Annotated in this window: 20 protein-coding genes and 3 tRNA genes; 9 read left to right on the top strand and 14 right to left on the bottom strand. The window is 63.6% G+C overall.

Annotated features, from left to right (window positions below; all coding sequences use genetic code 11):
• Positions 1–65: 65 nt before the first annotated feature.
• Entirely contained in the window at positions 66–1,010 is a 945-nt protein-coding gene (gene ispH / locus LE197_RS22185) for a 4-hydroxy-3-methylbut-2-enyl diphosphate reductase (RefSeq protein ID WP_003094724.1), read from the top strand.
• Positions 1,011–1,056: 46 nt separating this feature from the next.
• On the opposite strand, the gene pilE is transcribed toward ispH, so the two are convergent.
• From pilE to LE197_RS22145, 8 genes are all read right to left on the bottom strand, one after another.
• The gene (pilE, locus tag LE197_RS22180) at positions 1,057–1,482 is read right to left on the bottom strand and encodes a type 4a pilus minor pilin PilE (RefSeq protein ID WP_003094721.1); all 426 of its coding nucleotides are present in this window, start codon (positions 1,480–1,482) and stop codon (positions 1,057–1,059) included.
• Complete coding sequence (gene pilY2 / locus LE197_RS22175) at positions 1,479–1,826, bottom strand: type 4a fimbrial biogenesis protein PilY2 (RefSeq protein WP_003102609.1); 348 nt, start codon at positions 1,824–1,826, stop codon at positions 1,479–1,481. The genes pilE and pilY2 overlap by 4 nt, the downstream gene beginning before the upstream one ends.
• A gap of 1 nt (position 1,827) precedes the next feature.
• Positions 1,828–5,319, bottom strand: a complete 3,492-nt coding sequence (gene pilY1 / locus LE197_RS22170; RefSeq protein ID WP_003123397.1) for a type 4a pilus biogenesis protein PilY1 — start codon at positions 5,317–5,319, stop codon at positions 1,828–1,830.
• Positions 5,320–5,330: 11 nt separating this feature from the next.
• Complete coding sequence (pilX, locus tag LE197_RS22165; protein ID WP_196679323.1) at positions 5,331–5,918, bottom strand: type 4a pilus minor pilin PilX; 588 nt, start codon at positions 5,916–5,918, stop codon at positions 5,331–5,333.
• Positions 5,915–6,739 carry a type 4a pilus minor pilin PilW gene (gene pilW / locus LE197_RS22160; RefSeq protein ID WP_003119422.1) on the bottom strand — a complete coding sequence of 275 codons (825 nt, stop codon included), beginning with the start codon at positions 6,737–6,739 and terminating at the stop codon, positions 5,915–5,917. The genes pilX and pilW overlap by 4 nt, the downstream gene beginning before the upstream one ends.
• Positions 6,736–7,293 carry a type 4a pilus minor pilin PilV gene (pilV, locus tag LE197_RS22155; RefSeq protein ID WP_003119423.1) on the bottom strand — a complete coding sequence of 186 codons (558 nt, stop codon included), beginning with the start codon at positions 7,291–7,293 and terminating at the stop codon, positions 6,736–6,738. Before pilV ends, pilW begins: the two co-directional genes overlap by 4 nt.
• Positions 7,284–7,790, bottom strand: coding sequence for a Tfp pilus assembly protein FimT/FimU (locus tag LE197_RS22150; RefSeq protein ID WP_003102598.1), 507 nt, complete (start codon positions 7,788–7,790; stop codon positions 7,284–7,286). The genes pilV and LE197_RS22150 overlap by 10 nt, the downstream gene beginning before the upstream one ends.
• 105 nt (positions 7,791–7,895) lie before the next feature.
• Positions 7,896–8,405: a Tfp pilus assembly protein FimT/FimU gene (locus LE197_RS22145; protein WP_017002065.1), complete on the bottom strand. Its 510-nt coding sequence runs from the start codon at positions 8,403–8,405 to the stop codon at positions 7,896–7,898.
• Between the two features lie 134 nt (positions 8,406–8,539).
• Between LE197_RS22145 and thiO the strand changes: the two genes are divergently transcribed.
• A complete protein-coding gene (gene thiO / locus LE197_RS22140) occupies positions 8,540–9,634 on the top strand; it encodes a glycine oxidase ThiO (protein ID WP_023108762.1) in 1,095 nt (364 codons plus the stop codon).
• A 45-nt stretch (positions 9,635–9,679) separates the two neighbouring features.
• On the opposite strand, the gene pilR is transcribed toward thiO, so the two are convergent.
• From pilR to LE197_RS22120, 4 genes are all read right to left on the bottom strand, one after another.
• A complete protein-coding gene (pilR, locus tag LE197_RS22135; protein WP_003094694.1) occupies positions 9,680–11,017 on the bottom strand; it encodes a two-component system response regulator PilR in 1,338 nt (445 codons plus the stop codon).
• Positions 11,018–11,031: 14 nt separating this feature from the next.
• On the bottom strand, positions 11,032–12,624 hold the full coding sequence (gene pilS, locus LE197_RS22130; RefSeq protein WP_003094692.1) for a two-component system sensor histidine kinase PilS: 1,593 nt from the start codon (positions 12,622–12,624) through the stop codon (positions 11,032–11,034).
• The gene (locus LE197_RS22125) at positions 12,614–12,859 is read right to left on the bottom strand and encodes a PP0621 family protein (protein WP_003102591.1); all 246 of its coding nucleotides are present in this window, start codon (positions 12,857–12,859) and stop codon (positions 12,614–12,616) included. Before LE197_RS22125 ends, pilS begins: the two co-directional genes overlap by 11 nt.
• Positions 12,860–13,015: 156 nt before the next feature.
• On the bottom strand, positions 13,016–14,041 hold the full coding sequence (locus LE197_RS22120) for an outer membrane protein assembly factor BamD (RefSeq protein ID WP_003102590.1): 1,026 nt from the start codon (positions 14,039–14,041) through the stop codon (positions 13,016–13,018).
• 145 nt (positions 14,042–14,186) lie between these two features.
• Between LE197_RS22120 and rluD the strand changes: the two genes are divergently transcribed.
• From rluD to LE197_RS22090, 6 genes are all read left to right on the top strand, one after another.
• Entirely contained in the window at positions 14,187–15,149 is a 963-nt protein-coding gene (rluD, locus tag LE197_RS22115; protein WP_003094686.1) for a 23S rRNA pseudouridine(1911/1915/1917) synthase RluD, read from the top strand.
• On the top strand, positions 15,146–15,874 hold the full coding sequence (gene pgeF, locus LE197_RS22110) for a peptidoglycan editing factor PgeF (RefSeq protein ID WP_019682292.1): 729 nt from the start codon (positions 15,146–15,148) through the stop codon (positions 15,872–15,874). Before rluD ends, pgeF begins: the two co-directional genes overlap by 4 nt.
• Before the next feature lie 155 nt (positions 15,875–16,029).
• Entirely contained in the window at positions 16,030–18,594 is a 2,565-nt protein-coding gene (gene clpB / locus LE197_RS22105; RefSeq protein WP_003094682.1) for an ATP-dependent chaperone ClpB, read from the top strand.
• Positions 18,595–18,828: 234 nt separating this feature from the next.
• Positions 18,829–18,904: transfer RNA gene (locus tag LE197_RS22100), tRNA-Asn, on the top strand.
• Positions 18,905–18,913: 9 nt separating this feature from the next.
• Positions 18,914–18,990: transfer RNA gene (locus LE197_RS22095), tRNA-Pro, on the top strand.
• Between the two features lie 10 nt (positions 18,991–19,000).
• A tRNA-Lys gene (locus tag LE197_RS22090) sits at positions 19,001–19,076 on the top strand.
• A gap of 372 nt (positions 19,077–19,448) precedes the next feature.
• Here the strand turns inward: LE197_RS22090 and xerC are convergent.
• Together xerC and mobH are read right to left on the bottom strand one after the other, a co-directional pair.
• Positions 19,449–20,789, bottom strand: a complete 1,341-nt coding sequence (xerC, locus tag LE197_RS22085) for a tyrosine recombinase XerC (RefSeq protein WP_003150279.1) — start codon at positions 20,787–20,789, stop codon at positions 19,449–19,451.
• Positions 20,786–22,675 carry a MobH family relaxase gene (gene mobH, locus LE197_RS22080; RefSeq protein ID WP_034005329.1) on the bottom strand — a complete coding sequence of 630 codons (1,890 nt, stop codon included), beginning with the start codon at positions 22,673–22,675 and terminating at the stop codon, positions 20,786–20,788. The genes xerC and mobH overlap by 4 nt, the downstream gene beginning before the upstream one ends.
• A 442-nt stretch (positions 22,676–23,117) precedes the next feature.
• Here mobH and LE197_RS22075 point away from each other — a divergent pair, with 442 nt between their 5' ends.
• Positions 23,118–23,357 (top strand): hypothetical protein, encoded by a 240-nt coding sequence (locus tag LE197_RS22075; RefSeq protein ID WP_034005327.1) that lies wholly within the window; start codon positions 23,118–23,120, stop codon positions 23,355–23,357.
• Positions 23,358–23,376: the final 19 nt, after the last annotated feature.

Below are 23,376 nucleotides of genomic sequence, written 5' to 3'. Positions count from 1 at the left end.
TCCCAAGCGGGGAGGGCGGTAGCAAGGTTCATTCGTCCAATCACCGCGTCGCCCACGAGACCGCCATGCAAATCAAACTCGCCAATCCCCGCGGCTTCTGCGCCGGCGTGGATCGCGCCATCGAGATCGTCAACCGTGCCCTCGATGTCTTCGGCCCGCCGATCTACGTGCGTCACGAGGTGGTGCACAACAAGTTCGTCGTGGACAACCTGCGCCAGCGCGGCGCCATCTTCGTGGAGGAACTCGATCAGGTGCCGGACAACGTCATCGTCATCTTCAGCGCCCACGGCGTTTCCCAGGCGGTCCGCAAGGAAGCCGAGGGGCGCGGCCTGAAGGTTTTCGACGCGACCTGTCCGCTGGTGACCAAGGTGCACATGGAAGTGGTGCGCTACAGCCGCGACGGCCACGAATGCGTGCTGATCGGGCATGAAGGGCACCCCGAGGTGGAAGGCACCATGGGCCAGTACGATGCCAGCAACGGTGGTGCCATCTACCTGGTGGAGGACGAGGCCGACGTCGCCGCGCTGGAGGTGCGCAAGCCCGAAGCCCTGCACTACGTGACCCAGACGACCCTGTCGATGGACGACACCTCGAAGGTCATCGATGCCCTGCGCGCCAAGTTCCCGCAGATCCAGGGACCGCGCAAGAACGACATCTGCTATGCCACCCAGAACCGCCAGGATGCCGTGAAGGAACTGGCCGACCAGTGCGACATGGTCCTGGTGGTGGGCAGCCCCAACAGTTCCAACTCCAACCGCCTGCGCGAACTCGCCGAGCGGATGGGCACGCCGGCCTACCTGATCGACGGCGCCGAGGACATGCAACGCGGCTGGTTCGACGGTGTGCGTCGCATCGGAATCACCGCAGGCGCTTCCGCGCCGGAAGTGCTGGTGCGCGGCGTGATCGCCCAGCTACGCGAGTGGGGGGCGTCGGAGGAGCAGGAACTGGAGGGGCGGGAGGAGAACATTACCTTCTCGATGCCCAAGGAACTGCGGGTCAAGGCTTTGTGAACCGTGCGCAATGAAAGAGCCCCTCTTGTAGAGGGGCTCTTTCGTTTCAGCGCCAGCAGTCGTTGACGGTGCTGTTGTTGCCGGTCTTGCCGGCTGCGCCGCGTTCGCCGAGCTGATTGAGGGTCAGCTTGCCGCAGGTCTTGTCGCGGGTCTGCGAGTTGATCGGCGTGGCGGTCAGGGTATAGGTGGTGCTGGTGGGCGTCGCTATGGTGAGGTTGTACAGGTTGTTCGGCGAGTTGGCCGAACTCATGCCCAGCTTGGCCACGTCCTTGGTGTAGCCGACCCCGGGGTTCTGCGAGTAGTAGCGTTCCTGGCGCGCGGCCGCGTCCGAGAGCAGCGCCTGGCCCTCGGTGCGGTTGGAGCGGATCACGTAGTTCTGGTAACTGGGAATGGCGATGCCGAGGAGGATGCCGATCACCGCCACTACCACCACCATTTCCAGCAACGTGAAGCCCTTCTGTCTTGTCCTCATCGGGGCTGCTCCTCCCCGTCCTGGCGGGGCTGTTCTTTCTCGATCATCTCGGCCAGCTCCTGTTCGCTCATCTGTTTGTGAATGTAGATATCGGTGATGGTGGACCACGGCTGGCTGACGGTGCCAGAGTAGGACACCACGGAGCCCGGCTTGACCTGAAACAGGCTGGGCATGCCGTTCCTGACGGTGCTGTTGGGCAGGCGGTAGAGCCGGTGGTCGATGTCCACCAGGTTCTTCTCGACCTGGACTTCGAAGACCACGCCAGCGCCTTCGAAGGTCTGGGGATCTTCGGCCCAGCAGAGGCCGGGAACGGCCAGGGCCAGCAGCATAGGCAGCACTTTCATATCAGTTCTTTCCTTCGATGGGGCGCCAGTTCTGGCGGCCACGGGTGTTCGGACCGGGGTTCACGGTCAGGCATTCGCCCGAGGAGCAGACTTCCGGATTGCCCTGTTCGTTGGTGCTCAGCGTCAAGCCTCCCAGGCCTTTCTGCTCGGTACCGGATACCGCGACGTTCTGCTTGTTGTAGCTGTAGTCGGATTTCGAGTCCACGACGCCCTGGCGTGCCAGGTCGAACACGGTGAAGCTGGTGCGACCGCCGGTATAGGGATCGAGGCCATAGGTCCAGTTGCTGGCGCCGTCGGCACAGGGGTCATCGTTCGGGGTGATGGTTTGCAGCAGCACCACCTGGCCGATGGCGATCATGTCCTCGATCAGCATCTCGCCCTTCAGGGTGCCGTTGACCATGAAGTCCAGATACCAGCCGGACTGCTTGGTGCTGCCGTCATTGTTCAGCCAGTTGACCGGGTTCTGACTGGCGATGCGAATGGTGCGAGCGGTCGAGGCGAAGGTCGAGTCGGCCTGGAGGTCCAGGGTCTGCTGCTGCAGGTTGCCGCGCGTCAGTCGGGGTGTGCTGCCCGCGGCTTCGCCCTTGGTTTGCTGGTCCCAGATGCCGTAGAGCGTCTGGGCGCGGCTGGTATCGGCCCGGGCGTCGGCGTTCTCGAAATACTTGCCGGTACCGAAGATCACGATGTAGCCCTTGCGTGTCGGATGGCGAACCAGTGAGGGCGCGGCGGTGATCGCTTGCGCCGCGCCGGCGGAGTCGACCGCCGAATAGAGCGGCTGGCCACCGAAAGACACCCTGAAGCTCGAGGCCACCGCCGGGCCGTCGTTGGCTCGGCTGAACGGATCGTCCTGGTTGACCTTGCCGGCGATCAGGTCGAAGCGCCAGAGGTTGCCTTGCAGGTCGCCGGCGTAGGCGTAGTCGGCTACGCCGTCGCTGTTGTTGTCTGCCAGGCGAGGGCTGGATAGACCGTTGGGTACGCCGGTCCTGCCGGTGACTTCCAGTTTGCGGGTGATGGCCCCGGTCTCCAGGTCGATGATCAGCAGCGCGGCCTTGTCGTTCAGGCTGGAATAACCGTTTCCGGTGACCACGGCCCACTTGCCGTTGTGCAGCCGGGCGACCGTGGGTTTGGGGAAGCTGTAGCCAAGGTCGGGCTCCTGGTCCACGCCGATTTCCCAGAGCAGCTTGATGTTGGCGGGGTCGGTCACGTCGAGGGCGAACAGACCCTTGCCGCCGGCGCGCAGGCTGCCGATCAGCACGGTATGCCAGGCGCCGCCGAAGAAGGCGTCGGCGACCACCGGCGAGCCGTCGACGTAGAACTGGTGGGCGCCGCCCTGGTAGCCGCGGGCGGTCAACTTGTGGAGCTTCTCGAAGACCGCGCTTGGGATGAAGGCGAAGGTCTCGTTACCGTCGGTATCGAAACCGTGCAGCATGCCGTCGTTGGCGCCGACGTATACCCGCGGGGCACGGGTTTTCTGTGCTTCTGCGAACGTGGAGTAGTTGCCGCTGGGCTCGATCGGCTGGGCCAGGTAGGTCAGGTACTGGGCCTTGCCGACCGTCGCCGGCGAGGAGTTGATGATATCGCCGAGGATCGAGTTGCGGGTGCGGAAGTTGTCGCTGTTCTCCTTGCTGCGATCGCCACGCAGGAAGGCCACTCGGTCCTGGCCCTTGGTGTCGGCGACATCGTTGCGGTCCGGATCGCGGTTCAACTGCCGCTGCTGGTCGGCGCTGAGGCTGCCCCAGGTGAACTCCTTGAGGCCCGAGGTACCGGATCCGGCCATCATGATCTTGCGGCCAGCTCCACCGTTGGGCATCGCGTCGAGGATACTCTGCGCGCTCCACAGCTTGGTCTGCACGGTGGCCTTGTCCTGGGTGGTCAGGCTGTAGCGGGTCAGGTCGCCAGCCCAGTTTTTGTCGCTGGCGAAGCTGGTCTGGTAGGCGAAGCGGGTCAGCTTGTCGCCAGTGTCGTCTTCCTGCAGGGACGAGCTGATGGCGGGGCGGGATGCCGGCAGGTCCTTGCCCGAAATTCGGTTGAGGATGTCCTGGAAGGCCGCGACCAGTTGGTCCGGCGAGTCGGCGCTGAAGAACTCGCCCCGGGAGTTCACTGCGGCGTGCCACAGGTCATAGACGTTGTTGCTATGGTTATTCGAAGCGTTCGGCCAGCTGAGGCGCCCGGCGGCGATTTCGTCATAGCCGCCGGAGTAGGTGGAACCCTCCCACTTCGGGCTGGTGAGGCTGGTGGTCAGGCCCAGGCCCAGGGTATAGGTCACCATGTGCTGCCAGGTCGCCGGATCGTTGCGCGGATTCCAGTACTCCGCCGAGGGATTGGCCTGGTCCGGGTAGGGAATGTACGGCTTGATATTGTCGTCGATATCCGGCCGGGCATCGGTGGCCCAGTAATGGAAGGCCTGGTCGGCCAGGGTATTGGACGCAGCATCCCTGTAAGGCGTCTGGCTGCTGTAGCTCTTGCCATCGGGGAGGCTACGACTCGTGCTGTCGGCATTGCCTACGCTGGCCGAGTCGTTGTTCCAAAGACCATCGGTCATCAGAATGTGATAGCTGCCACGGCAGCTGTATTCCGGCGAGGTCTGGGTACCAGGTCGATAGGCATAGGGGCCGTTGACGCCGGTCTTCTTGAGAAACTCCCCTGCTCGAGTCATGGCCTGACGCAGCGGAGTACCACCTCCGACCGACAGGTTCTCCAGCCAGTTGAAGAAGTTCACCCGATGTTGCCCGGTGAAGTCTCTCAGGTAGTTGTTGTAACAGTTACTGGAGCCACTGCCGATCAGGCACGAGGAACTGTTCAGTAGTTGCCAACTGATCCGGGCGTTTTCAGGCAGGCTGTAGAACGCCAGGTTAGCGGCGGTCTGGGTGGCCAGGGCGCGGGTACGATAGAAGGAGTACCAGTTGGCGAAGTTCTGCTGCTGGGCCGCGCCGCTGATTTCCACACGGGTGTAGCAACTCGAAGTGGTGAGGCTGCAACCGCGGCCCCCGCTGTATTGGTAGTAGAAGGCAGGAGCCCCGTACCAGTCGATGCTGGACTCGGTGCCTGCTCCCGATCCGCCCTGGTACTGCACCGTTGGCCTGTAGTCACGGGAAAGGTTTACCCGGCCTTCCTGAGTGAAACCGTTGCGCCATGCCGCGGTGAAGCTGGGCTTGGAATAGTCCTGCACCTGGATCTGGCCATTGGAAAGGGTCACCTTTTTCGGCAGCTTGTACTGGGTATTCGGGTCGAAGTACATCGGGTTGTAGCTGTTCGACGCGAAATAGACGTTGTTGCGGCTGTTGACCAGGCTATCCGGTGCATAGGCATAAGCCATACTGCCCGAGTCGTCGAGAGTCACCAGCATGTTCGGGGCGACGCCCTGGATCAGCATCAGCGGCTGCTGGCTGACCGACAGGGCGGCGGCGTGGGTGGTCTGGGCGGAGAGCAGGACGGCGCCGCTGAGCGCGGCTGCCAGCGAGGTCTTGCCGATCTGGTGGAGTACCGATTTCATGCGAGGCTCGATCAGTTGGTATAGAGATGGGCGAGAACGGTCTGCAGGACGGTTTCGCTGTTGGTCTGGTTGCGCGCGACGCTATTGGTCTCGTAGTAGAAGGTGCCGATGCCGCGCATCAGGTTGCCGTATTCGGGGCTTTCCGCTTCGTTGACCTGGCCGCCCGAGGGAATGGGCAGGTTGTTCCACTGCACGCTGTAGAGCGTGCCCGCGGTGGTCGCGCTGCTGATGTCGCTGCCGCGGTAACTCATCCAGGTATTGGCGATGCCCTTCAGCACGCCGACCGGATTCTGGTGGGTGTCCGCCAGCTTCAGGTTCAGCGCGGCGAGGTCCAGCAGGCAGGGGCGGGCCACGTTGTCGGCCGTACAACCGGTGCCGGGCTCCGGCGGACGCAGGGTGTTGACGAAGCGCCGCTCGCCTTCGCGGAGTCCGGACTCGGCGGCGTTCTGCAAGCGAGTCTGTTCGATGACGTTGCCGGTGATGCGGCTTTCCAGTACCACTTCGCGCATGCTCGAGACCGCCAGCAGGGTGACGATCACCAGGATCGCCAGGGCGATGACCAGCGTGGCGCCGCGCTGTTGTGCAGGGAAGTTGTTCATGGCACGAGATTCCTGAGTGTCTGGCTGCCCTTGGCGATCTGGTAGAGGCGGTCCTTGTCATTGCCTTGCAGGCTGGTCTTGGACGAGGGGTAGAGCGTGATCCAATCGTCCAGGGTCTTGCTGTCGCCCTGGCGCAGGTTCTTGTCGCTGGCCATCAGCGCGGAGTAGCGCAGGGCACGCACCGGACGGTCGGCGATGTTGGCCTGTTCGACGAAGCTTTCCACCTCGCGTTTGCCGGCCATGGTCGGGCCGACGCCGTACTCGAGCTTGAAGTCGACCAGGCCGCTGACGATCTCCTGGCCTTTTTCCTTGATTGTCTGCGCGGAGCAGGCGAGGCTGCCGGGGACATCGGCGGTCGCGGGAACGAACAGAACGCGTGCGGTGATGGCCTGGGCGGTAGCGAAGGGATCGCTAGGGGTGGTGATCGAGTTGCCTTCGCAGTCGTAGGCTTCGCCTGGCGCCGGTTGATAGCGGTAGCAGAATCCGCTCTGGCCGGCCTTGACCACGGCGGGCACCAGGGTTGAGCCGGCTTTGAATGCCTCGCAATAGGCGGTTTTCTGCTGCGCCGGGAAGGCAAACTCGTTGGGGTCGTCCGCACGCCTACGGAAACCCACCTTGGCCAGTTGCTGGTCCAGGAACATCATGGCGAAGCGTCCGTTTTCCTGGTTGCCTGCCTGGCCTTGCTGGAACAGGTAGTTGCGCTTGTTGTCCAGGTAGATCTGGGTAATCCCGAGAATCAGGAAGCTGCTGATGGCGAGGGCCACCAGTAGTTCGATCATGGACAGGCCCGATTGCCGTCGGGAGCGGTTGTTCATGCTCATGGCTCGACCCTGAGGGTGTAGTAGCAGAGGGAGGTGTCGGCGCTGCTGTCGGCGGCGTTGACGCAGGCGCCTTGCTTGCCGCGCCAGGCCAGGCGGATTTCCAGCATGGAGCCCTTGCCGTCGCAGTCGCCCGGCTTCGAGCTGCGGCAGATGTAGTAGTCGCTCTTCAGCAGGTCGCCAGCGCCTGGCAGTTCGTTCTTCACCTGTTCCGCCCAGCATCCCAGGCGGTCCTTGATCGCGTCGGGCAATGGCGTGCAGGAGGACGGCGCGGTGGGGAACGCCGACCCCTTGGCCTTGAAGAAGTCGGATTGCGTGGCCATCTGGTCCTTGACGTCGTACAGCGCCTTCGGGCTCGCCCGCATGCTTTCCAGCAGGTTGCTGCCGAGCATGGCTGCCTTGTTGCGCTCGACCGAGTCGGCGGTGTACTGGATGGTCTTGCCCTGCATGGCGATCATGCCCAGCACGCCGATGCTGATCAGCAGCAGGGCGACCAGCACTTCGATCATGCTGAAGCCGGATTGGTGCAGCGACCTGTGTCGCGATTTCAATAGCATGACTGGGGCGCCTTGGAGGAAGGTTCGAGTTGGATCCGGCCGGCCTGGCTGATGCTCAGCACGCGGCCCCCGTCGGTCTTGCCGTTCTGGCAGATTGCGAAGGTTCGTTCCGTTGGCGGTACGAGGGTACCGTTGGCCGTGAAGGTCAGATGTTCCACGGCGCTCTTTTCCTTCGCTGTCAGCGTGGCGGCACGGAAGCCGTCGTGTTTGCGCAGGGGCGCGGCGATCGAGCCGGAGGCCAGGACACCTATGCTCAGGCCCTTGCCCCAGTCCTTGTCCTTCAGCGCCTGGATGCTGATCGCGCGCCTCTGGGACACGGCTTCGCTGCGAGCGTACTGCAGCATCGCATTGAGTTCCTCGGCGGCGCTCTGCAGTTCGTTGCGTTCTGTCAGCTGCTTGAAGTTCGGAATGGCGAAGCTCGCCATGATGGCCAGCAGGACGACGATGATCAGCAACTCGATCAGGGTGAAGCCGGTCGAGTTGGAACGATATGACATGCGGTTGCTCCAGGGGGTCTACGCCTGGAAAGCATGCCAAACGGGCCTGGGAGCGTCTTGCGGTCGTTGACGGTCGGCCCGTGGGGCAGGACAACTGGTCCATGATCATCCGGAAGTGCTGCATAGCTCACGTTTCTCCCGGTTCTCCCTGGCGCTCGCGGTACGGAGCCGGCCCTGCCGGTTGAGGATCAGTTGCCAGGCAACGGTATGCCTTCCGCAGAGCAGAAACCGCCCGTTGTGAATGTTGAGCTGGCCGCTGGGGAGGAACCTGAGGCGGTTCGAACGGTTCCAGCGGAGCCTTTCCTTCTTTGCAAGCGCGCGTCCCACGAGGAGCCGCTTCCCTCCGTCTTCCGCCAGCAGCCAGCCCTCTCCCCAGTCGCTGCCGCAGTGACGGCCATCGGTCGACGGACAGAGCGTCACCGGGCGCTGGTAGGCGACGGCATGGGTTCTGCCCAGCTGGATGCTCGCGCTCAGCTCGTGCAACACACTTCGCTGGCGATTGCCGTCCAGCCAGGCTGCCATCCCGGGCAGCGCCAGGCTTCCCAGTATCCCCAGCAGAACCAGCGCAAACAGCAGCTCGGTGAGCGTCAACGCTCTCTGCGACCTTTCGACCATGGCAGGCGGTCCTTTTGCTCGTATCATTCCGCGACGGTCGTATCTCGCCGGATTTTCCCCGTTGCCTCAATCAGCTGCGGGATGAGGCGTATGACCGACTTTTCTGCAACCCCTGTGTGATCGTGGAGGCCCTGGTGTCGGAAAGAGTTGTGGTAGTGGGCGCTGGCGTCATCGGCCTGTTGACCGCCCGGGAGCTGGCGCTCGCCGGACTGCGGGTGACCCTGGTGGAGCGGGGCGAGAGTGGGCGTGAGGCATCCTGGGCGGGAGGCGGGATCGTCTCGCCGCTCTATCCGTGGCGCTACAGCCCGGCGGTGACCGCCCTGGCGCACTGGTCGCAGGACTTCTACCCGGCCCTGGGGCAGCGTTTGCTCGACGAGACCGGGCTCGATCCCGAGGTCCATACCGTTGGCCTGTACTGGCTGGACCTGGACGACCAGACCGAGGCACTGCAGTGGGCACGCAAGCACACTCGGCCGTTGAGGGACGTGCCGATCGAGGAGGCCTACGCGGCGGTGCCCGGGCTGGGCGCCGGCTTCCAGCGGGCGGTCTACATGTCGGGCGTGGCCAATGTGCGCAATCCTCGCCTGGCGCGCTCATTGCGGGCATCCCTGCAACAATTCGCCAATCTCGAACTGCATGAACAGACGGAGGTGCGCGGCTGGTTGCGCGACGGCGATCGAGTGGTCGGCGTGGCGACCTCGCGTGGCGAGATTCGTGGCGACAAGGTGCTGCTGGCGGCGGGCGCCTGGAGCGGCGAGTTGTTGAAGCCGCTTGGCCTGGAACTGCCCGTGGTACCGGTGAAAGGGCAGATGATCCTCTACAAGTGCGCGGCGGATTTCCTGCCGCGCATGGTGCTGGCCAAGGGGCGCTACGCGATTCCGCGGCGCGACGGCCACATCCTGATCGGCAGCACCTTGGAACATTCGGGCTTCGACAAGACGCCGACCGACGAGGCGCTGGAAAGCCTCAGGGCGTCTGCGGCAGAACTGTTGCCGGAACTGGCGGACATGCAGCCGGTGGCCCACTGGGCAGGGTTGCGCCCGGGCTCTCCCGAAGGCATCCCCTATATCGGTCCGGTGCCTGGCTTCGACGGGCTCTGGCTGAATACCGGGCACTACCGCAACGGGCTGGTCCTGGCACCGGCGTCGTGCCGTCTGCTGGCGGATCTCATGAGCGGGCGGGAACCGATCATCGACCCGGTCCCCTACGCCCCGGCTGGTCGCCTCTGAGGAGCGAAAACCAAAAGGCCTGTCTTCGGACAGGCCTTTTCACTTTCAGTCGATGCCCAGCTTTTTCAGGCGGTAGCGCATCGAGCGGAACGTCAGGCCCAGGCGCTGGGCCGCGGCGGTGCGGTTCCAGCGGGTCTCCTCGAGCGCCTGCATGATCAGCTTGCGCTCGATGTCTTCCAGGTAGTCCTCGAGGTTGTCTATTTCGCTCAGGCTCGCGGCGCCTTCCTGGCTGGCACCCGGCGCATCGGCCAGGCGCAGGTCGTGAGGCTGGATCTGGTCGTCTTCGCACAGGGTGTAGGCGCGCTCCAGCATGTTTTCCAGCTCGCGGACGTTGCCCGGGAAGCGGTAGTTCTTCAGCTTCTCCTGTGCGTCGCCGGTCAGCCTGGCGGCCGGCAGGCCGGTGTCGCCGGCCAGGCGCTTGAGGATGCGTTCGGCGAGCAGCGGGATGTCCTCGCGGCGTTCGCGCAGCGGCGGTACGCGCAGCTCGATGACGTTGAGGCGGTAGTAGAGGTCCTGGCGGAAGCGCCCGGCGCCGACTTCGGCGGCGAGGTCCTTGTGGGTGGCGCAGAGGATGCGCACGTCGACGGCGACCTCCTGCTGGCCGCCGACCGCGCGCACGGCCTTTTCCTGGATCGCCCGGAGCAGTTTGACCTGCATGGCCATCGGCAGGTCGGCGACTTCGTCGAGGAACAGGGTGCCGCCGCTGGCGGCCTGGAACAGGCCCTGCTTGTCTTCGATAGCGCCAGTGAAGCTGCCTTTCTTGTGGCCGAAGAACTCGCTTTCCATCAGTTCGGAGGGAATCGCGCCGCAGTTCACCGGCACGAACGGCCGCTCGATACGTGGCCCCTGCTCGTGGATCAGGCGCGCCACCAGCTCCTTGCCGCTACCGGACTCGCCACTGATGTAGACCGGCGCCTGGCTGCGCGCCAGCTTGCCGATCTGGTTGCGCAGGGCGCGCATCGGCGGCGACTCGCCGAGCAGGCGGTTGTCCACCGGCGCTTCCTCGGCTTCCGGGTTGCGCAAGCGCAGGGCGGTTGCCACCAGCTCCCGCAAGCGACCGAGGTCGACCGGTTTGGTGAGGAAGTCGAAGGCACCGGCCTTGAGCGCCTGGATCGCGGTGTCCAGGCTGCCGTACGCGGTGATCATGGCCACCGGGGTCTGTGGATGGCGCTGCTGGATGTACTGGACCAGATCGAGGCCGCTGCCGTCCGGCAGGCGCATGTCGGTGAGGCACAGGTCGAACGGCTCGCGGGCCAGCAACTCGCGGGCTTCCTTGACGTTGCGGGCGCTGCGGGTGTCCAGCTTCATGCGGCCGAGAGTGATTTCCAGCAGTTCGCGGATATCCGGTTCATCGTCGACGATCAGGGCTTTTTGTCGGCTCATGCGTGCGGCTTCCGTCAGCTGAGTTTGCGCGGGTGGGCGAAGGTGATGCGGAAGCAGCCGCCGCCTTCCTCGCGATTGCGGTAGTCGATCCGTGCCTGATTGCTCTCGCAGAGCTCGCGGGAGAGATAGAGGCCCAGGCCGGTACCTTTGCTTTCTGTAGTAAAGAAGGGTTCGAACAGGTTGTTCAGTTTGTCCGCCGGTACGCCGGGACCGTCGTCGATGACTTCCAGCACCGGCAGGTCGCTCTCCGGGTCGCGCGCGAGGCTCAGCCAGACCTGGCCGCGCCCGTGCGCCTGGGCGCTGTAGCGAAGACCGTTCTGCACCAGGTTGCTCAGCACCTGGTTCAACTGGTGTGGGTCCATGCGGGTCTGGATGTCGCCGGCACCGAGCTGCAGGTGCAGTTGGCTGTCGTTGCGCAGCCTGCCGGGGTATTCGTCGACGAACCGCTGAAGCCACTCCTTCAGGTCGAGCTGCTGCGGTTCGGCCTGGCGGCGACGGGAGAGCTGCAGGACGTTCTCGATGACCAGGTTCATCCGCTTCGACTGGTCCTGGATGATCTGCGTCAGGCGTCGGTCCGGGGCATCCAGTTCCTCTGACTCCTGCAGCAGTTGGGCGGCGTGGCTGATCGCGCCCAGCGGGTTGCGGATCTCATGGGCGATGCCGGCGGTCAGGCGGCCGAGACCGGCCAGCTTCATCTGCTGCGCCTGCTGGGCGATCTGCGAAATGTCTTCGAGGAAGATCAGCACGTGCTGGTCGTCTTCGCGGTTGAGGCTGATAAAGCTGGGTTGCACCGTCGGGCCATCCGGCACCACCTTGAGCGTCGGCGGACGGAGGCTGGGATTCAGGCGCCATTGCTTCATGCAGTGCATCAGCATCGGGCTGTGGCGGCCGAGGCTGGCGCCCTGCACGTCGTCCTGCCTGAGCAGGCCGAGGGCGGCCTGGTTGGCGAGGAGGATGGCCTGACGGCTATCGACCACAAGGATGCCGGTGCGCATGCGCTGCAGGATCAATGCGTTGAGTTCCTCCAGGTTGGCGACCGTCTCGGCGCGTTCTTCGGCCAGCGTTTCGGTCTGCTCCTGGCGCCGCACCAGGGCCTGGATCACCAGCGCGGCGGCGAAGCACAGGGTGCCGAGGCCGCCGGCCTGGACGTAGTGGTTGGTGGCGTCCGGACTGCTCAGGCTGAGGAAGAAGGTCAGGTAGAGCAGACCGAGGCTGGCCGCCGCCGCGATGACCAGGCCGATGCGCCCGCGCAGCAGGATGTTGGCAATGGCCACCGCCACCACCAGCAGGCTGCCGATGCCGCTGGGTACGCCGCCACCTGCGTAGAACAGGCCGCAAAGCATCAGCACGTCGGTGAGCGCGAGGATGAAGATCGGCAGCAATTGCCGTGACGGCGGCAGGAACAGCGCGACCAGGATGTTGAAGACCAGGTAGCACCAACTGCCGACATGGAACAGTTCAGGGTGGACGAGCTTGAGGACCTGATCTTCCAGTTCGCTGGAGATCAGCAGGACCAGTACCAGGCCGATGGTCAGGCGGTACAGGTGGTACAGACGGAGGATGCGTTGCCCCTGCTCCTCGCTCAGCCGTAGCCGTTCAGCGCGCACGGTCGCCCTGGTCCTGGCGCAGGTGCGCCTGGCTGCAATACCAGCGTTGTTCGTGGGCGAGGGCGTTGGCCTGCGGCACGTGGACGCCGCAATGGGCGCAGCGGACCATCGGCGATGCGCTCGGCTCGTCCTGCGGACGTTGCTGCTGGCGCGGAGTGGGACGGGTAAAGCGACGCCAGAGCCAGAACGCGATGGCGATCAGGGCGATCCAGAACAGGAGGCGGAAAAGGCCCATGGTGATCTCGGAGGCTGGAGAAAGCTGCAGTTTAGCCAAGCCGCCGGCTCGATCCCAGCCGGGAAGGTCCAGGCTGTGCGGCGTTTGGCGCTGGGAGAGGCATGGCGGCGGGCAAAAAGAAGGGAGGCCTGCGCCTCCCTTCGGTGTTTCGTGCGATCAGTCGAAGAGACCGAAGGTCATGTAGCTCCACCAGGAGCGGCCGGAGTCTTCGTCGTCATCGCTCTCCGGCTTCTCGTCGTCGGCGCTGTGATCCTGGTTTTCCGGCTTCAGTTCGGCGGGGATCTCCCGCTCGGCATCCTCGTACTGCTTGATCACGTCCTTGGCGGCCTGGGTTTCCATGTGCGGCGGCGGCTCGCCGCCTTCGATCAGGCCCAGGGTGGCCTTGGCCAGCCAGGAGCGGGTGTCGGCCTCGCTTTCGCGGGCGACGAACTCGCCATCCTTGAGGCTGGCGTTATCCGGATAGTTGAGCTTGAGGGTTTCCAGGCTGGTGCTGGCCAGGTCGTCGAGACCCAGGCGACGGTAGGCTTCGACCATGATCGCCAGGCCATCGCCGACGGCCGGGGTTTCCTGGAAGTTCTCTACCACGTAGCGACCGCGGTTGGCGGCGGCGACATAGGCCTGGCGCTTCAGGTAGTAGTGGCCGACGTGCACTTCGTAGGCCGCCAGCAGGTTGCGCAGGTACACCATGCGCGCCTTGGCGTCCGGGGCGTAGCGGCTGTTGGGGAAGCGGCTGGTGAGCTGGGCGAACTCGTTGAAGGAGTCGCGGGCGGCGCCCGGGTCGCGCTTGGTCATGTCCAGCGGCAGGAAGCGCGCCAGCAGGCCGCGGTCCTGGTCGAAGGAGGACAGGCCCTTGAGGTAGTAGGCGTAGTCGACGTTGGGGTGCTGCGGATGCAGGCGGATGAAGCGTTCGGCGGCGGCGCGGGCGGCTTCGGGCTCCATGTTCTTGTAGTTGGCGTAGATCAGCTCGAGCTGGGCCTGCTCGGCGTAGCGGCCGAAGGGATAGCGCGATTCGAGGGCTTTCAGCTTGGTGACGGCGCTGTTGTAGCTCTTGTTGTTGAGGTCGTCCTGCGCCTGCTGGTACAGCTGGCTCTCGCTCAGGTTCTCGTCGACAGTCTCCTTGTTCGAGGAGCAGGCTGCGGTGAGGGCGAGGATGGCGATCAGCAGCAGGTGTTTCACTTGCATGGCGGCTTGCGTCCCTGGGACGGTCGGCTTGGCCTCAACCGTCTGTTATGATTGGCGCCCCAGGCACCCCCTGGGACAAAGACCCCGTATTTAACCACAGCGCGTAGCCGATTCCAAAAGCCGCGCTGAGCATCGTCTCCTACTCATGTCCGATATGATTCAACGCGCGGCCGAGGTGCCGTTCGAGCTGGGTGGCCAGCGTCTCGACCAGATCGCCGCCCAGCTTTTTCCCGAACACTCCCGCTCCCGTCTGGCCGGCTGGATCAAGGACGGACGCCTGACCGTCGACGGCGCCGTGCTGCGCCCGCGCGACATCGTCCACAGCGGCGCGCAACTGGTCCTGGAGGCCGAGCAGGAAGCCCAGGGCGAGTGGCTCGCACAGGACATCGAGCTGGAAATCGTCTACGAGGACGAGCACATCCTGGTGATCGACAAGCCCGCCGGCCTGGTGGTCCATCCGGCTGCCGGCCATCAGGACGGCACCCTGCTGAATGCCTTGCTCTACCATGTCCCGGACATCGCCAATGTGCCGCGCGCCGGGATCGTCCACCGCCTGGACAAGGACACGACCGGCCTGATGGTGGTGGCCAAGACGCTGGAGGCCCACACCAAGCTGGTGGCGCAACTGCAGGCACGGTCGGTCAGCCGCATCTACGAGGCGATCGTGATCGGCGTGATCACCTCCGGCGGCACCATCGATGCGCCGATCGGACGGCATGGCGTGCAGCGGCAGAAGATGGCGGTGGTCGACGCCGGCAAGGTGGCGGTCAGCCATTACCGCGTGCTGGAACGCTTCCGTGCGCACACCCATACCCGGGTCAAGCTGGAGACCGGGCGTACCCACCAGATCCGCGTGCACATGAGCCATATCGGCTATCCCCTGGTCGGCGATCCGGTCTACGGTGGGCGCTTCAGGATTCCCCCGGTGGCCAGCCAGACCCTGGTCCAGACTCTTCGCGAGTTCCCCCGGCAGGCGCTGCACGCGCGCTTCCTCGAACTGGATCACCCGGCCACCGGCGTGCGCATGAAGTGGGAGTCGCCGCTGCCGGAAGACTTCCTCTGGCTGCTCAGCCTGTTGCGCCAGGATCGCGAGGCGTTCGTCGGATGAACGCCTGGCTGACCCCCGACTGGCCGGCGCCGGCCCGTGTGCGGGCCTGCGTGACCACGCGCAGTGGCGGGGTCAGCCAGGCACCCTTCGACAGTCTGAACCTTGGCGCCCACGTCGACGACGATCCGCGCGCCGTGGAAGAAAACCGCCGACGCCTGACCGAGCGTCTGGAATGCCGGCAGAGCTGGTTGGACCAGGTGCACGGAGTGACGGTGGTGGAGGCCGACCCGAGCCGGGTGCTCAGGGCCGACGCCAGCTGGAGCGCGATGCCGGGCGTCGCCTGTACGATCATGACCGCCGACTGCCTGCCGGCGTTGTTCTGCGACCGCTCGGGCACCCGCGTGGCCGCGGCCCATGCCGGCTGGCGCGGGCTGGCGGCGGGCGTGCTGGAGGCGACGGTGGACAGCCTGGGCGTGCCCGGCGACGAACTGCTGGTCTGGCTGGGGCCGGCGATCGGCCCGCGGGCCTTCGAGGTCGGCGGCGAGGTCCGCGATGCATTCGTCGCTGCGCACGCCGAGGCGCGCTCGGCTTTCGTACCTAGCGCCAATCCGGGCCGCTTCATGGCCGACATCTACCGACTCGCGCGGATCCGCCTGGGCGCCCATGGCGTCACCGCCGTGCATGGCGGTGGCTTCTGCACCTTCAGCGATACCGCGCGCTTCTATTCCTACCGCCGCTCGTCGCGTACCGGCCGTTTTGCCAGCCTGGTCTGGCTCCAGGACTAGGCCCGCGCAGGTTATCCGGCGGCAACTGACCGATGTCACGGTCCGGTCGCTTGAACCGCGGAAAATCGCCCTTATCTACTGAGTCATCTCGGCGGGCTTTTCTTCATCAGGGACACCCATCGTTCCGGCCCGCTCTATAGAAGGAAGGACGACCCATGCGAATAGACCGTTTGACCAGCAAGCTGCAACTGGCGCTCTCCGACGCCCAGTCCCTGGCCGTTGGCCATGACCATCCGGCCATCGAGCCGGTGCACCTGCTTTCCGCCCTGCTCGAGCAGCAAGGCGGTTCGATCAAGCCCCTGCTGATGCAGGTCGGCTTCGATATCGCCGCCCTGCGCAGCGGCCTCAACAAAGAACTCGACGCGCTGCCGAAGATCCAGAGCCCGACCGGCGACGTGAACCTGTCCCAGGATCTCGCACGCCTGCTCAACCAGGCTGACCGCCTGGCCCAGCAGAAGGGCGACCAGTTCATCTCCAGCGAGCTGGTATTGCTGGCCGCGATGGACGAGAACACCAGGCTCGGCAAGCTGCTGCTCGGCCAGGGCGTGTCGCGCAAGGCGCTGGAGAATGCCGTGGCCAACCTGCGTGGCGGCGAAGCGGTGAACGACCCGAACGTCGAGGAGTCGCGCCAGGCGCTGGACAAGTACACCGTCGACATGACCAAGCGCGCCGAGGAAGGCAAGCTCGACCCGGTGATCGGTCGCGACGACGAGATCCGCCGGACCATCCAGGTCCTGCAGCGGCGGACCAAGAACAACCCGGTGCTGATCGGCGAACCCGGCGTCGGCAAGACCGCCATCGTCGAGGGCCTGGCCCAGCGCATCATCAACGGCGAAGTGCCGGACGGCCTCAAGGACAAGCGCCTGCTGGCCCTGGACATGGGGGCGCTGATCGCCGGTGCCAAGTTCCGCGGCGAGTTCGAGGAACGCCTGAAGGCGGTCCTCAACGAACTGGGCAAGCAGGAAGGCCGGGTCATCCTGTTCATCGACGAACTGCACACCATGGTCGGCGCCGGCAAGGCGGAAGGCGCCATGGACGCCGGCAACATGCTCAAGCCGGCTCTGGCGCGCGGCGAGCTGCACTGCGTCGGTGCTACTACCCTCGACGAGTATCGCCAGTACATCGAGAAGGATGCCGCGCTGGAGCGCCGCTTCCAGAAGGTGCTGGTGGACGAACCGAGCGAGGAAGACACCATCGCCATCCTCCGTGGCCTCAAGGAACGCTATGAAGTGCACCACGGGGTGAGCATCACCGACGGCGCGATCATCGCCGCGGCCAAGCTGTCGCACCGCTACATCACCGATCGGCAACTGCCGGACAAGGCCATCGACCTGATCGACGAGGCCGCCAGCCGCATCCGCATGGAGATCGACTCCAAGCCGGAGGAACTGGATCGTCTCGACCGTCGCCTGATCCAGCTGAAGATCGAGCGCGAGGCGCTGAAGAAGGAAGACGACGAAGCCACCAGGAAGCGCCTGGCCAAGCTGGAGGAGGATATCGTCAAGCTCGAGCGCGAATACGCCGACCTCGAGGAGATCTGGAAGTCCGAGAAGGCCGAGGTGCAGGGCTCGGCGCAGATCCAGCAGAAGATCGAGCAGGCCAAGCAGGAGATGGAGGCGGCGCGGCGCAAGGGCGACCTCGAGAGCATGGCGCGCATCCAGTACCAGACCATCCCGGACCTGGAACGCAGCCTGCAGATGGTCGACCAGCACGGCAAGACCGAGAACCAGTTGCTGCGCAACAAGGTGACCGACGAGGAAATCGCCGAAGTGGTTTCCAAGTGGACCGGTATCCCGGTGTCGAAGATGCTCGAGGGCGAGCGCGAGAAGCTGCTGCGCATGGAGCAGGAGCTGCATCGGCGAGTGATCGGCCAGGACGAGGCGGTAGTCGCCGTGTCCAACGCCGTGCGCCGTTCGCGCGCCGGCCTCGCCGATCCGAACCGGCCGAGCGGCTCGTTCCTCTTCCTCGGCCCGACCGGGGTGGGCAAGACCGAGTTGTGCAAGGCGCTGGCCGAGTTCCTCTTCGATACCGAGGAGGCGCTGGTGCGGATCGATATGTCCGAGTTCATGGAGAAACACTCGGTGGCCCGCCTGATCGGCGCGCCTCCGGGCTACGTCGGCTTCGAGGAAGGCGGCTACCTGACCGAGGCGATCCGCCGCAAGCCTTACTCGGTGGTGCTGCTGGACGAGGTGGAGAAGGCCCATCCGGATGTATTCAACATTCTCCTCCAGGTGCTCGAGGACGGACGCCTGACCGACAGTCACGGGCGTACGGTGGACTTCCGCAACACCGTGGTGGTGATGACCTCCAACCTCGGTTCGGCACAGATCCAGGAGCTGGCCGGCGACCGCGAGGCGCAACGTGCCGCAGTGATGGACGCGGTCAATGCGCACTTCCGTCCGGAATTCATCAACCGGATCGACGAAGTGGTGGTATTCGAGCCGCTGGCTCGCGAGCAGATCGCCGGCATCGCCGAGATCCAGCTCGGTCGCCTGCGCAAGCGCCTGGCCGAGCGCGAGCTGAGCCTGGAACTGAGCCAGGAGGCGCTGGACAAGCTGATCGCCGTCGGCTTCGACCCGGTCTATGGCGCACGCCCGCTGAAGCGGGCCATCCAGCGCTGGATCGAGAACCCGCTGGCGCAACTGATCCTGGCCGGCAAATTCGCGCCGGGTGCCAGTATCTCGGCGAAGGTGGAAGGCGACGAGATCGTCTTCGCCTGACCTCTTCGTGGACGGACAGGGAAAGCCCCGCTTCGGCGGGGCTTTTTCATGGGCGTCCGGTGGGAGTGAGAGCGCTGCCGCATGCAGTGGAAGGGCCGTTTTGCCGCTCGTGGAAAAAGAAGAAAAACTTTTTGGATCAGAGGGTTGACATGCCCGCGTGCATCCGTAAAATGGCGCGCCTCTGAGACGCGAATCCAGCAACACCGGAAGCGTCCAGGGTTGGAAGAAAGACGTTCCGCGATAGCTCAGTCGGTAGAGCAAATGACTGTTAATCATTGGGTCCCTGGTTCGAGTCCAGGTCGCGGAGCCAACTTCCAATCGGGGTATAGCGCAGTCCGGTAGCGCGCCTGCTTTGGGAGCAGGATGTCGGGAGTTCGAATCTCTCTACCCCGACCACCTCATACTTGGGTCGTTAGCTCAGTCGGTAGAGCAGTTGGCTTTTAACCAATTGGTCGTAGGTTCGAATCCTACACGACCCACCATTTCAGGTTCATGGCTCCACTGGATAATCTCTAGTGGCTGGGCTGGTTGCACTCTAAGTTGCCGGTCTGCAGCCGTCTGCCGCGAACATTAGGCCCCCTCTGGCGTGATGTCAATATGAGATAACCCACCGTAATTGGTGGGTTTCTTCGTTTTTGGGCCTCTGATTCCTTCTGACTGACGTGCAAAAACGCCCCCGGTGTAATCAGCGATTAAAGGGGGTAGATGAGCGGGCACACCGCTGTGCATGTCTCCGCCAGCAGGTTGACGCCTGGAAACTAGATGCTCTCGGCCATTCCCGTCTTTCTACTGGCCGGGCGATCGAGTTACAGCGGCCTTACCGTTCGCCGGAAAGTCGCCTGCATTTCATCGTGCTAGGTCATTCCGCTTTGGCTGGCACTCTCCCACCGGGGTGAGCGCCCCTGTTCCGGCCTTGCTGCGGTCATTAACGCTGAGGCAGAGCGTGCCATGTACTGCGCCATCAAACCCATCACGACCGTCTGTTCGAAGCGCTCTGGCGATGGCGAAGCCCAGCTCTCGGCCCCATGGCACGGCATCTCGCTGATGACAGGAGGGGGGAGAGACAAGCGCGTCGCCGGTCGAGCCGACTCCGGCGCGCGAGCACGGGCGGCAGGCCGTGCAGCCCGCGTTGCCGATGGTTGCTTGGCGTGTGAAGAGGGTGGCCGGGCAGCCGATGGCTGCTCGGAGCGAGAAGGCGGAACCGGCGCGGCAGCCTGTGGCGAGCGGCTGTAGTCGATTTTGTGCCGGTGTCTCAACGCATCGTGCGCTTGTCGCCTTTCGTCGAGCACGGCCCGAATCTGATCGTGATCCGTCTCGATATAGCTCATTGTTGTTTGGATATTGGAGTGGTTGAGTAGATCCTTGGCGACATGGATATTGCGCTCATGCTGCTTCATCAGGTCACTCGCCAGCGTATGCCTGAAGCGATGCGGTGTCATGCGCACGCCGACTTTCTCCGTCAGCTTCCGGTACATGGCTTCGACCTGATCGCTGTTCATTTCCTGGCGCGAGTAATGGGGCGAGAAGCGATTGACGTTGAACAATTGATCCGTGCTCTTGATTCCCGCGGTCTCGGCTTCATTCAGGAGTCGATGTATGTGGGGAGCCATGCCGTCAGTGATGGGGATGGAGAATTCCCGGTGGGTCTTTTCCGTCTCGCCGCGCACCACGATGATTCGGTTGTCCCACTGCACGTCGCATTTGCGAATGCACAGCAGGGCATTGAGGCGGATGCCGGTATCGTAGAACGTCTCGAAGACGCATCGCCAGAACCAGGCCGGGGTGATCTGGGCGCGCTCGCCCGTACAGTGCTCGGAGCTCTCCAGTACTTTTAGCCAGGCCCGTGCGTTCTGTATGGCCTCGAGCGCCACGGTTTTACTGGGTCGCTTCGGTGGAATCACGCCGGTTTTATTGAAAGGATTCACCTGGGTGTGCGTCAACAGTTCGGACTCGATGGCATGTCCCCAGATGGTGCGCAGGTGGCTCGAATAGGTGTTCCAGCTCCGCTTGGACAATCCCTGCTCCAGGACTTCGCGGCGCCATTCCAGTATGCCGCGGTGGGTTATCTCATGTACGGAGACGGCTGGGCCGAAGTGGCGGATCAGGGCGCGAGCAGCTGCCCGGTAGGTCTTCTGGCTGGCCTGGCGCAAGTCATGCGCGAGGAGGTACTCCTCGGTGAGCTGAAGCGGGGTCATTGTGCACCCCCTTCAGCATCGTTGATGACGGTAAGGCTTGGGTTGTCCAGGGGCTGCTCAGGGAACAGCAAGGTCGGATCCTGGAGCAGATAGGCCTTGAGTTCTTTCGTCTTGCGCGGACCTGATACCTTGATGGTCCAGATGTTCAGGCTCTTGCTGGTCTTGCGATGCAGGTTCTGTTTCTCGAATGCGCGCTGCACCAGTTTCCAGCCGTTGGTCTCCTTGGCCTGGGCCAGTTTTTCAAGCTCAGGATGCTCCTGGACATAACGCTTGAAGATTCCTGGCGTGACCAGCATGGCGGTCCCGTCGACGGTATGCACCAAAGCCTTGGTGTCGTTAATGAACAGGCGACGGGCCGCGATGCCAGATTTCATCCAGCCAACGAATCTCTGTCCCAGATCAGTGCTTCTGCTAGGCATAAATACGTCTTCAACTGTTTCGGGAGCGTAATCTGCTGGCTCCGCGGTTCCTAATGGCTGCTGTAGGTTCTCCTCCCCGCGAGTGTTGGTAGGAGAAGCAGCTGATGAGTCGTGGCTAGTGTCTAGCTCTTCTGGTGGCGAATTGATACTACCAAGAAGCGCGTACAAATCGTCTGTTTCTTCCTGGTCATCAGTTGAGGGCTTCGCAACTCTCGGCGCAGGTTGGCGGAGCGTCATCTTGGCTTCTGGTACCTGTGGCTGTTCAACCAGTTCGATGGGGATTTCGCAGGTTGTTTCCGACTTTTCCGTGGAGGTGTTTCCATCTGCAACGACGAGTGATCCGCTGTAGGGTGCGGGACGCTCGGCAGGGTCTGTCCAGATCAGGGCTGGAGCAATCTTGAGCAGCGTGAACTTGTTTCTCCATCCAGCACCGTTGTCTACCGTGGCCGTCCAGATGGCCTTGTCCTCGGCGTTGGTCTGGATGATGGCTTGGTCCTGAAGCATGTTGAAGAGCGTGCTATTGGAAGAGGGCACGCCTTCGATTCCCTGGGCTAGTAGGTAGGCTCTCAACTGGTCGGACACAGGCTTGCTCACGAGCCAGAGTGCGTCCTGGGTCAGCCAGCCGTCGGACGGGCCGCCCGGTTGATTCAGCTTGAACTTGTCCTTCACCAGGAAGCGAAGGCCGTCTGCCAACTGCCGCTGCAGCGACTGCTTCGGTGCGGCCAGTGCTCGATCAGGATTCCCCCCGAGCTCCTGCGCCACAGACGCCTGGTCTGCCTTCACGATGATCTCGCCGAGGATCCCGGCGTGCTCGTACTGCCCAGCGAACAGGTATATCAATTGAGCCCACAGCTCTGGAAAGCGACTGAGCCAATCGAGTGCAGTGCGCGGTAGCAGTTGGTGGATGAGGAGTGCTGAGGCAGCGCCGTGGAGCTGGTATTCGCGGGACTTCACGTACTTGAAGCGGTATGGCTGGTTGATCGGACCGTTCCAAGGGTGCCAGGTGCTGCCGTCCTGAAGCTCTACCTGCAGGTCTACGACGATCTTGCCTATGTCGTGAGCCAGGGCGCCATACGCCGCGGCGGCCGACCAGGCTTCAGCCTGGGCTGACTGTGACTCCGGCGCTGCTCCGATCGGGAGCAGGTAGGTCTGCCGTACCTTCAGTGCGTAGGCCACGATCTCCAGGCCGTGATCGATCATCCCGCCTGGATGGGCATGGTGATGGTTTTCCGAAGCAGGGAGCTGCTGGACCAGCTCGGCATAGTTGGCCAGTGGCCGCCGGTAGATCTCCTCGAATTGCTGCTTGGATAGCGAGGCACGTTGCCAGATGTTCTCCAGTAGCTGCCGGCGGCGAGGCGTGCCGAGCAGTTCCATACTGCTCAGAGGAGGGAGGAATCCCCCAGGGGCAGCTTTGGTTAGTGGGCTGGGGGAAGGCTTCCTGGATATCCAGGAAAGGAGTTGAAACATGGGAAGCTCCATGACGATTCATGGAGTGGGCTTTTCCACCAGATCAGGGGCTGCAACAACGATAAAACAACGTTAGCGGGGAAGGGTATTTTGTTGGCGATGTGCCATCTTGGTCTTGTGCTTTGCCTGGGAGGAACTGGGCCAGGCTCAACCATGGGGCACCTGCTGGTGGGTGTTCACCCGTAGCCTTTTCTTGTTCGCCGGCGCGAACGAAGCCATTTCTGCCTTCCGGCAGGCCCTTTCGGGTAGGGCTTTTACCCTTGTGAACCATTCCCTTCGCCCTTCAAGCCCATTTCCCCTTTGGGCCATTTGTGCCCCGGTGTCGCCGGAAAAATACTTCATGGGTCAGGTTTGGTTTTTTCGAGGCGCCGCACCCTGTAACTGGGCACCCTCTCGTTGCGGACCTGGCCAATCTGGCCGAGTCAGACAGGAGATGGATACGATGAACCATGACGACATACTGAATAACCGGGCGGAGCTACTCCAAGAGCAAAACGGGGATGACAGCGGGAGCCTATGCCATGACGAACTCATCTTTGCGCTGCAGGATAAACATCACGCCTTCTCCCTTGGCTTGAGCACCATTCTTCAGTGCTTGAGAATGGCCGAGCATGAAGGGGCGGTCCCCGAACTTCCCGAGAGCTGGTGGAGCCGGATGGCTAATCGATACAGGCTGAATTGATTATTTTCATGGAGAGCGG

The organism is Pseudomonas sp. PS1(2021) (assembly GCF_020405165.1).
In the GTDB taxonomy this organism is placed as follows: domain Bacteria; phylum Pseudomonadota; class Gammaproteobacteria; order Pseudomonadales; family Pseudomonadaceae; genus Pseudomonas; species Pseudomonas aeruginosa.
Note: the sequence above shows the minus strand (reverse complement) of the source record. Positions and strands in the feature narration are given on the sequence as shown.

Bases quoted from the DNA above. Each gene is read 5' to 3' on its own strand.
- ispH (WP_003094724.1), top strand. From the start codon at position 66: ATGCAAATCAAACTCGCCAATCCCCGCGGCTTCTGCGCCGGCGTGGAT.
- pilE (WP_003094721.1), bottom strand. From the start codon at position 1,482: ATGAGGACAAGACAGAAGGGCTTCACGTTGCTGGAAATGGTGGTGGTA.
- pilY2 (WP_003102609.1), bottom strand. From the start codon at position 1,826: ATGAAAGTGCTGCCTATGCTGCTGGCCCTGGCCGTTCCCGGCCTCTGC.
- pilY1 (WP_003123397.1), bottom strand. From the start codon at position 5,319: ATGAAATCGGTACTCCACCAGATCGGCAAGACCTCGCTGGCAGCCGCG.
- pilX (WP_196679323.1), bottom strand. From the start codon at position 5,918: ATGAACAACTTCCCTGCACAACAGCGCGGCGCCACGCTGGTCATCGCC.
- pilW (WP_003119422.1), bottom strand. From the start codon at position 6,739: ATGAGCATGAACAACCGCTCCCGACGGCAATCGGGCCTGTCCATGATC.
- pilV (WP_003119423.1), bottom strand. From the start codon at position 7,293: ATGCTATTGAAATCGCGACACAGGTCGCTGCACCAATCCGGCTTCAGC.
- LE197_RS22150 (WP_003102598.1), bottom strand. From the start codon at position 7,790: ATGTCATATCGTTCCAACTCGACCGGCTTCACCCTGATCGAGTTGCTG.
- LE197_RS22145 (WP_017002065.1), bottom strand. From the start codon at position 8,405: ATGGTCGAAAGGTCGCAGAGAGCGTTGACGCTCACCGAGCTGCTGTTT.
- pilR (WP_003094694.1), bottom strand. From the start codon at position 11,017: ATGAGCCGACAAAAAGCCCTGATCGTCGACGATGAACCGGATATCCGC.
- LE197_RS22125 (WP_003102591.1), bottom strand. From the start codon at position 12,859: ATGGGCCTTTTCCGCCTCCTGTTCTGGATCGCCCTGATCGCCATCGCG.
- LE197_RS22120 (WP_003102590.1), bottom strand. From the start codon at position 14,041: ATGCAAGTGAAACACCTGCTGCTGATCGCCATCCTCGCCCTCACCGCA.
- rluD (WP_003094686.1), top strand. From the start codon at position 14,187: ATGTCCGATATGATTCAACGCGCGGCCGAGGTGCCGTTCGAGCTGGGT.
- pgeF (WP_019682292.1), top strand. From the start codon at position 15,146: ATGAACGCCTGGCTGACCCCCGACTGGCCGGCGCCGGCCCGTGTGCGG.
- clpB (WP_003094682.1), top strand. From the start codon at position 16,030: ATGCGAATAGACCGTTTGACCAGCAAGCTGCAACTGGCGCTCTCCGAC.
- xerC (WP_003150279.1), bottom strand. From the start codon at position 20,789: ATGACCCCGCTTCAGCTCACCGAGGAGTACCTCCTCGCGCATGACTTG.
- mobH (WP_034005329.1), bottom strand. From the start codon at position 22,675: ATGTTTCAACTCCTTTCCTGGATATCCAGGAAGCCTTCCCCCAGCCCA.
- LE197_RS22075 (WP_034005327.1), top strand. From the start codon at position 23,118: ATGAACCATGACGACATACTGAATAACCGGGCGGAGCTACTCCAAGAG.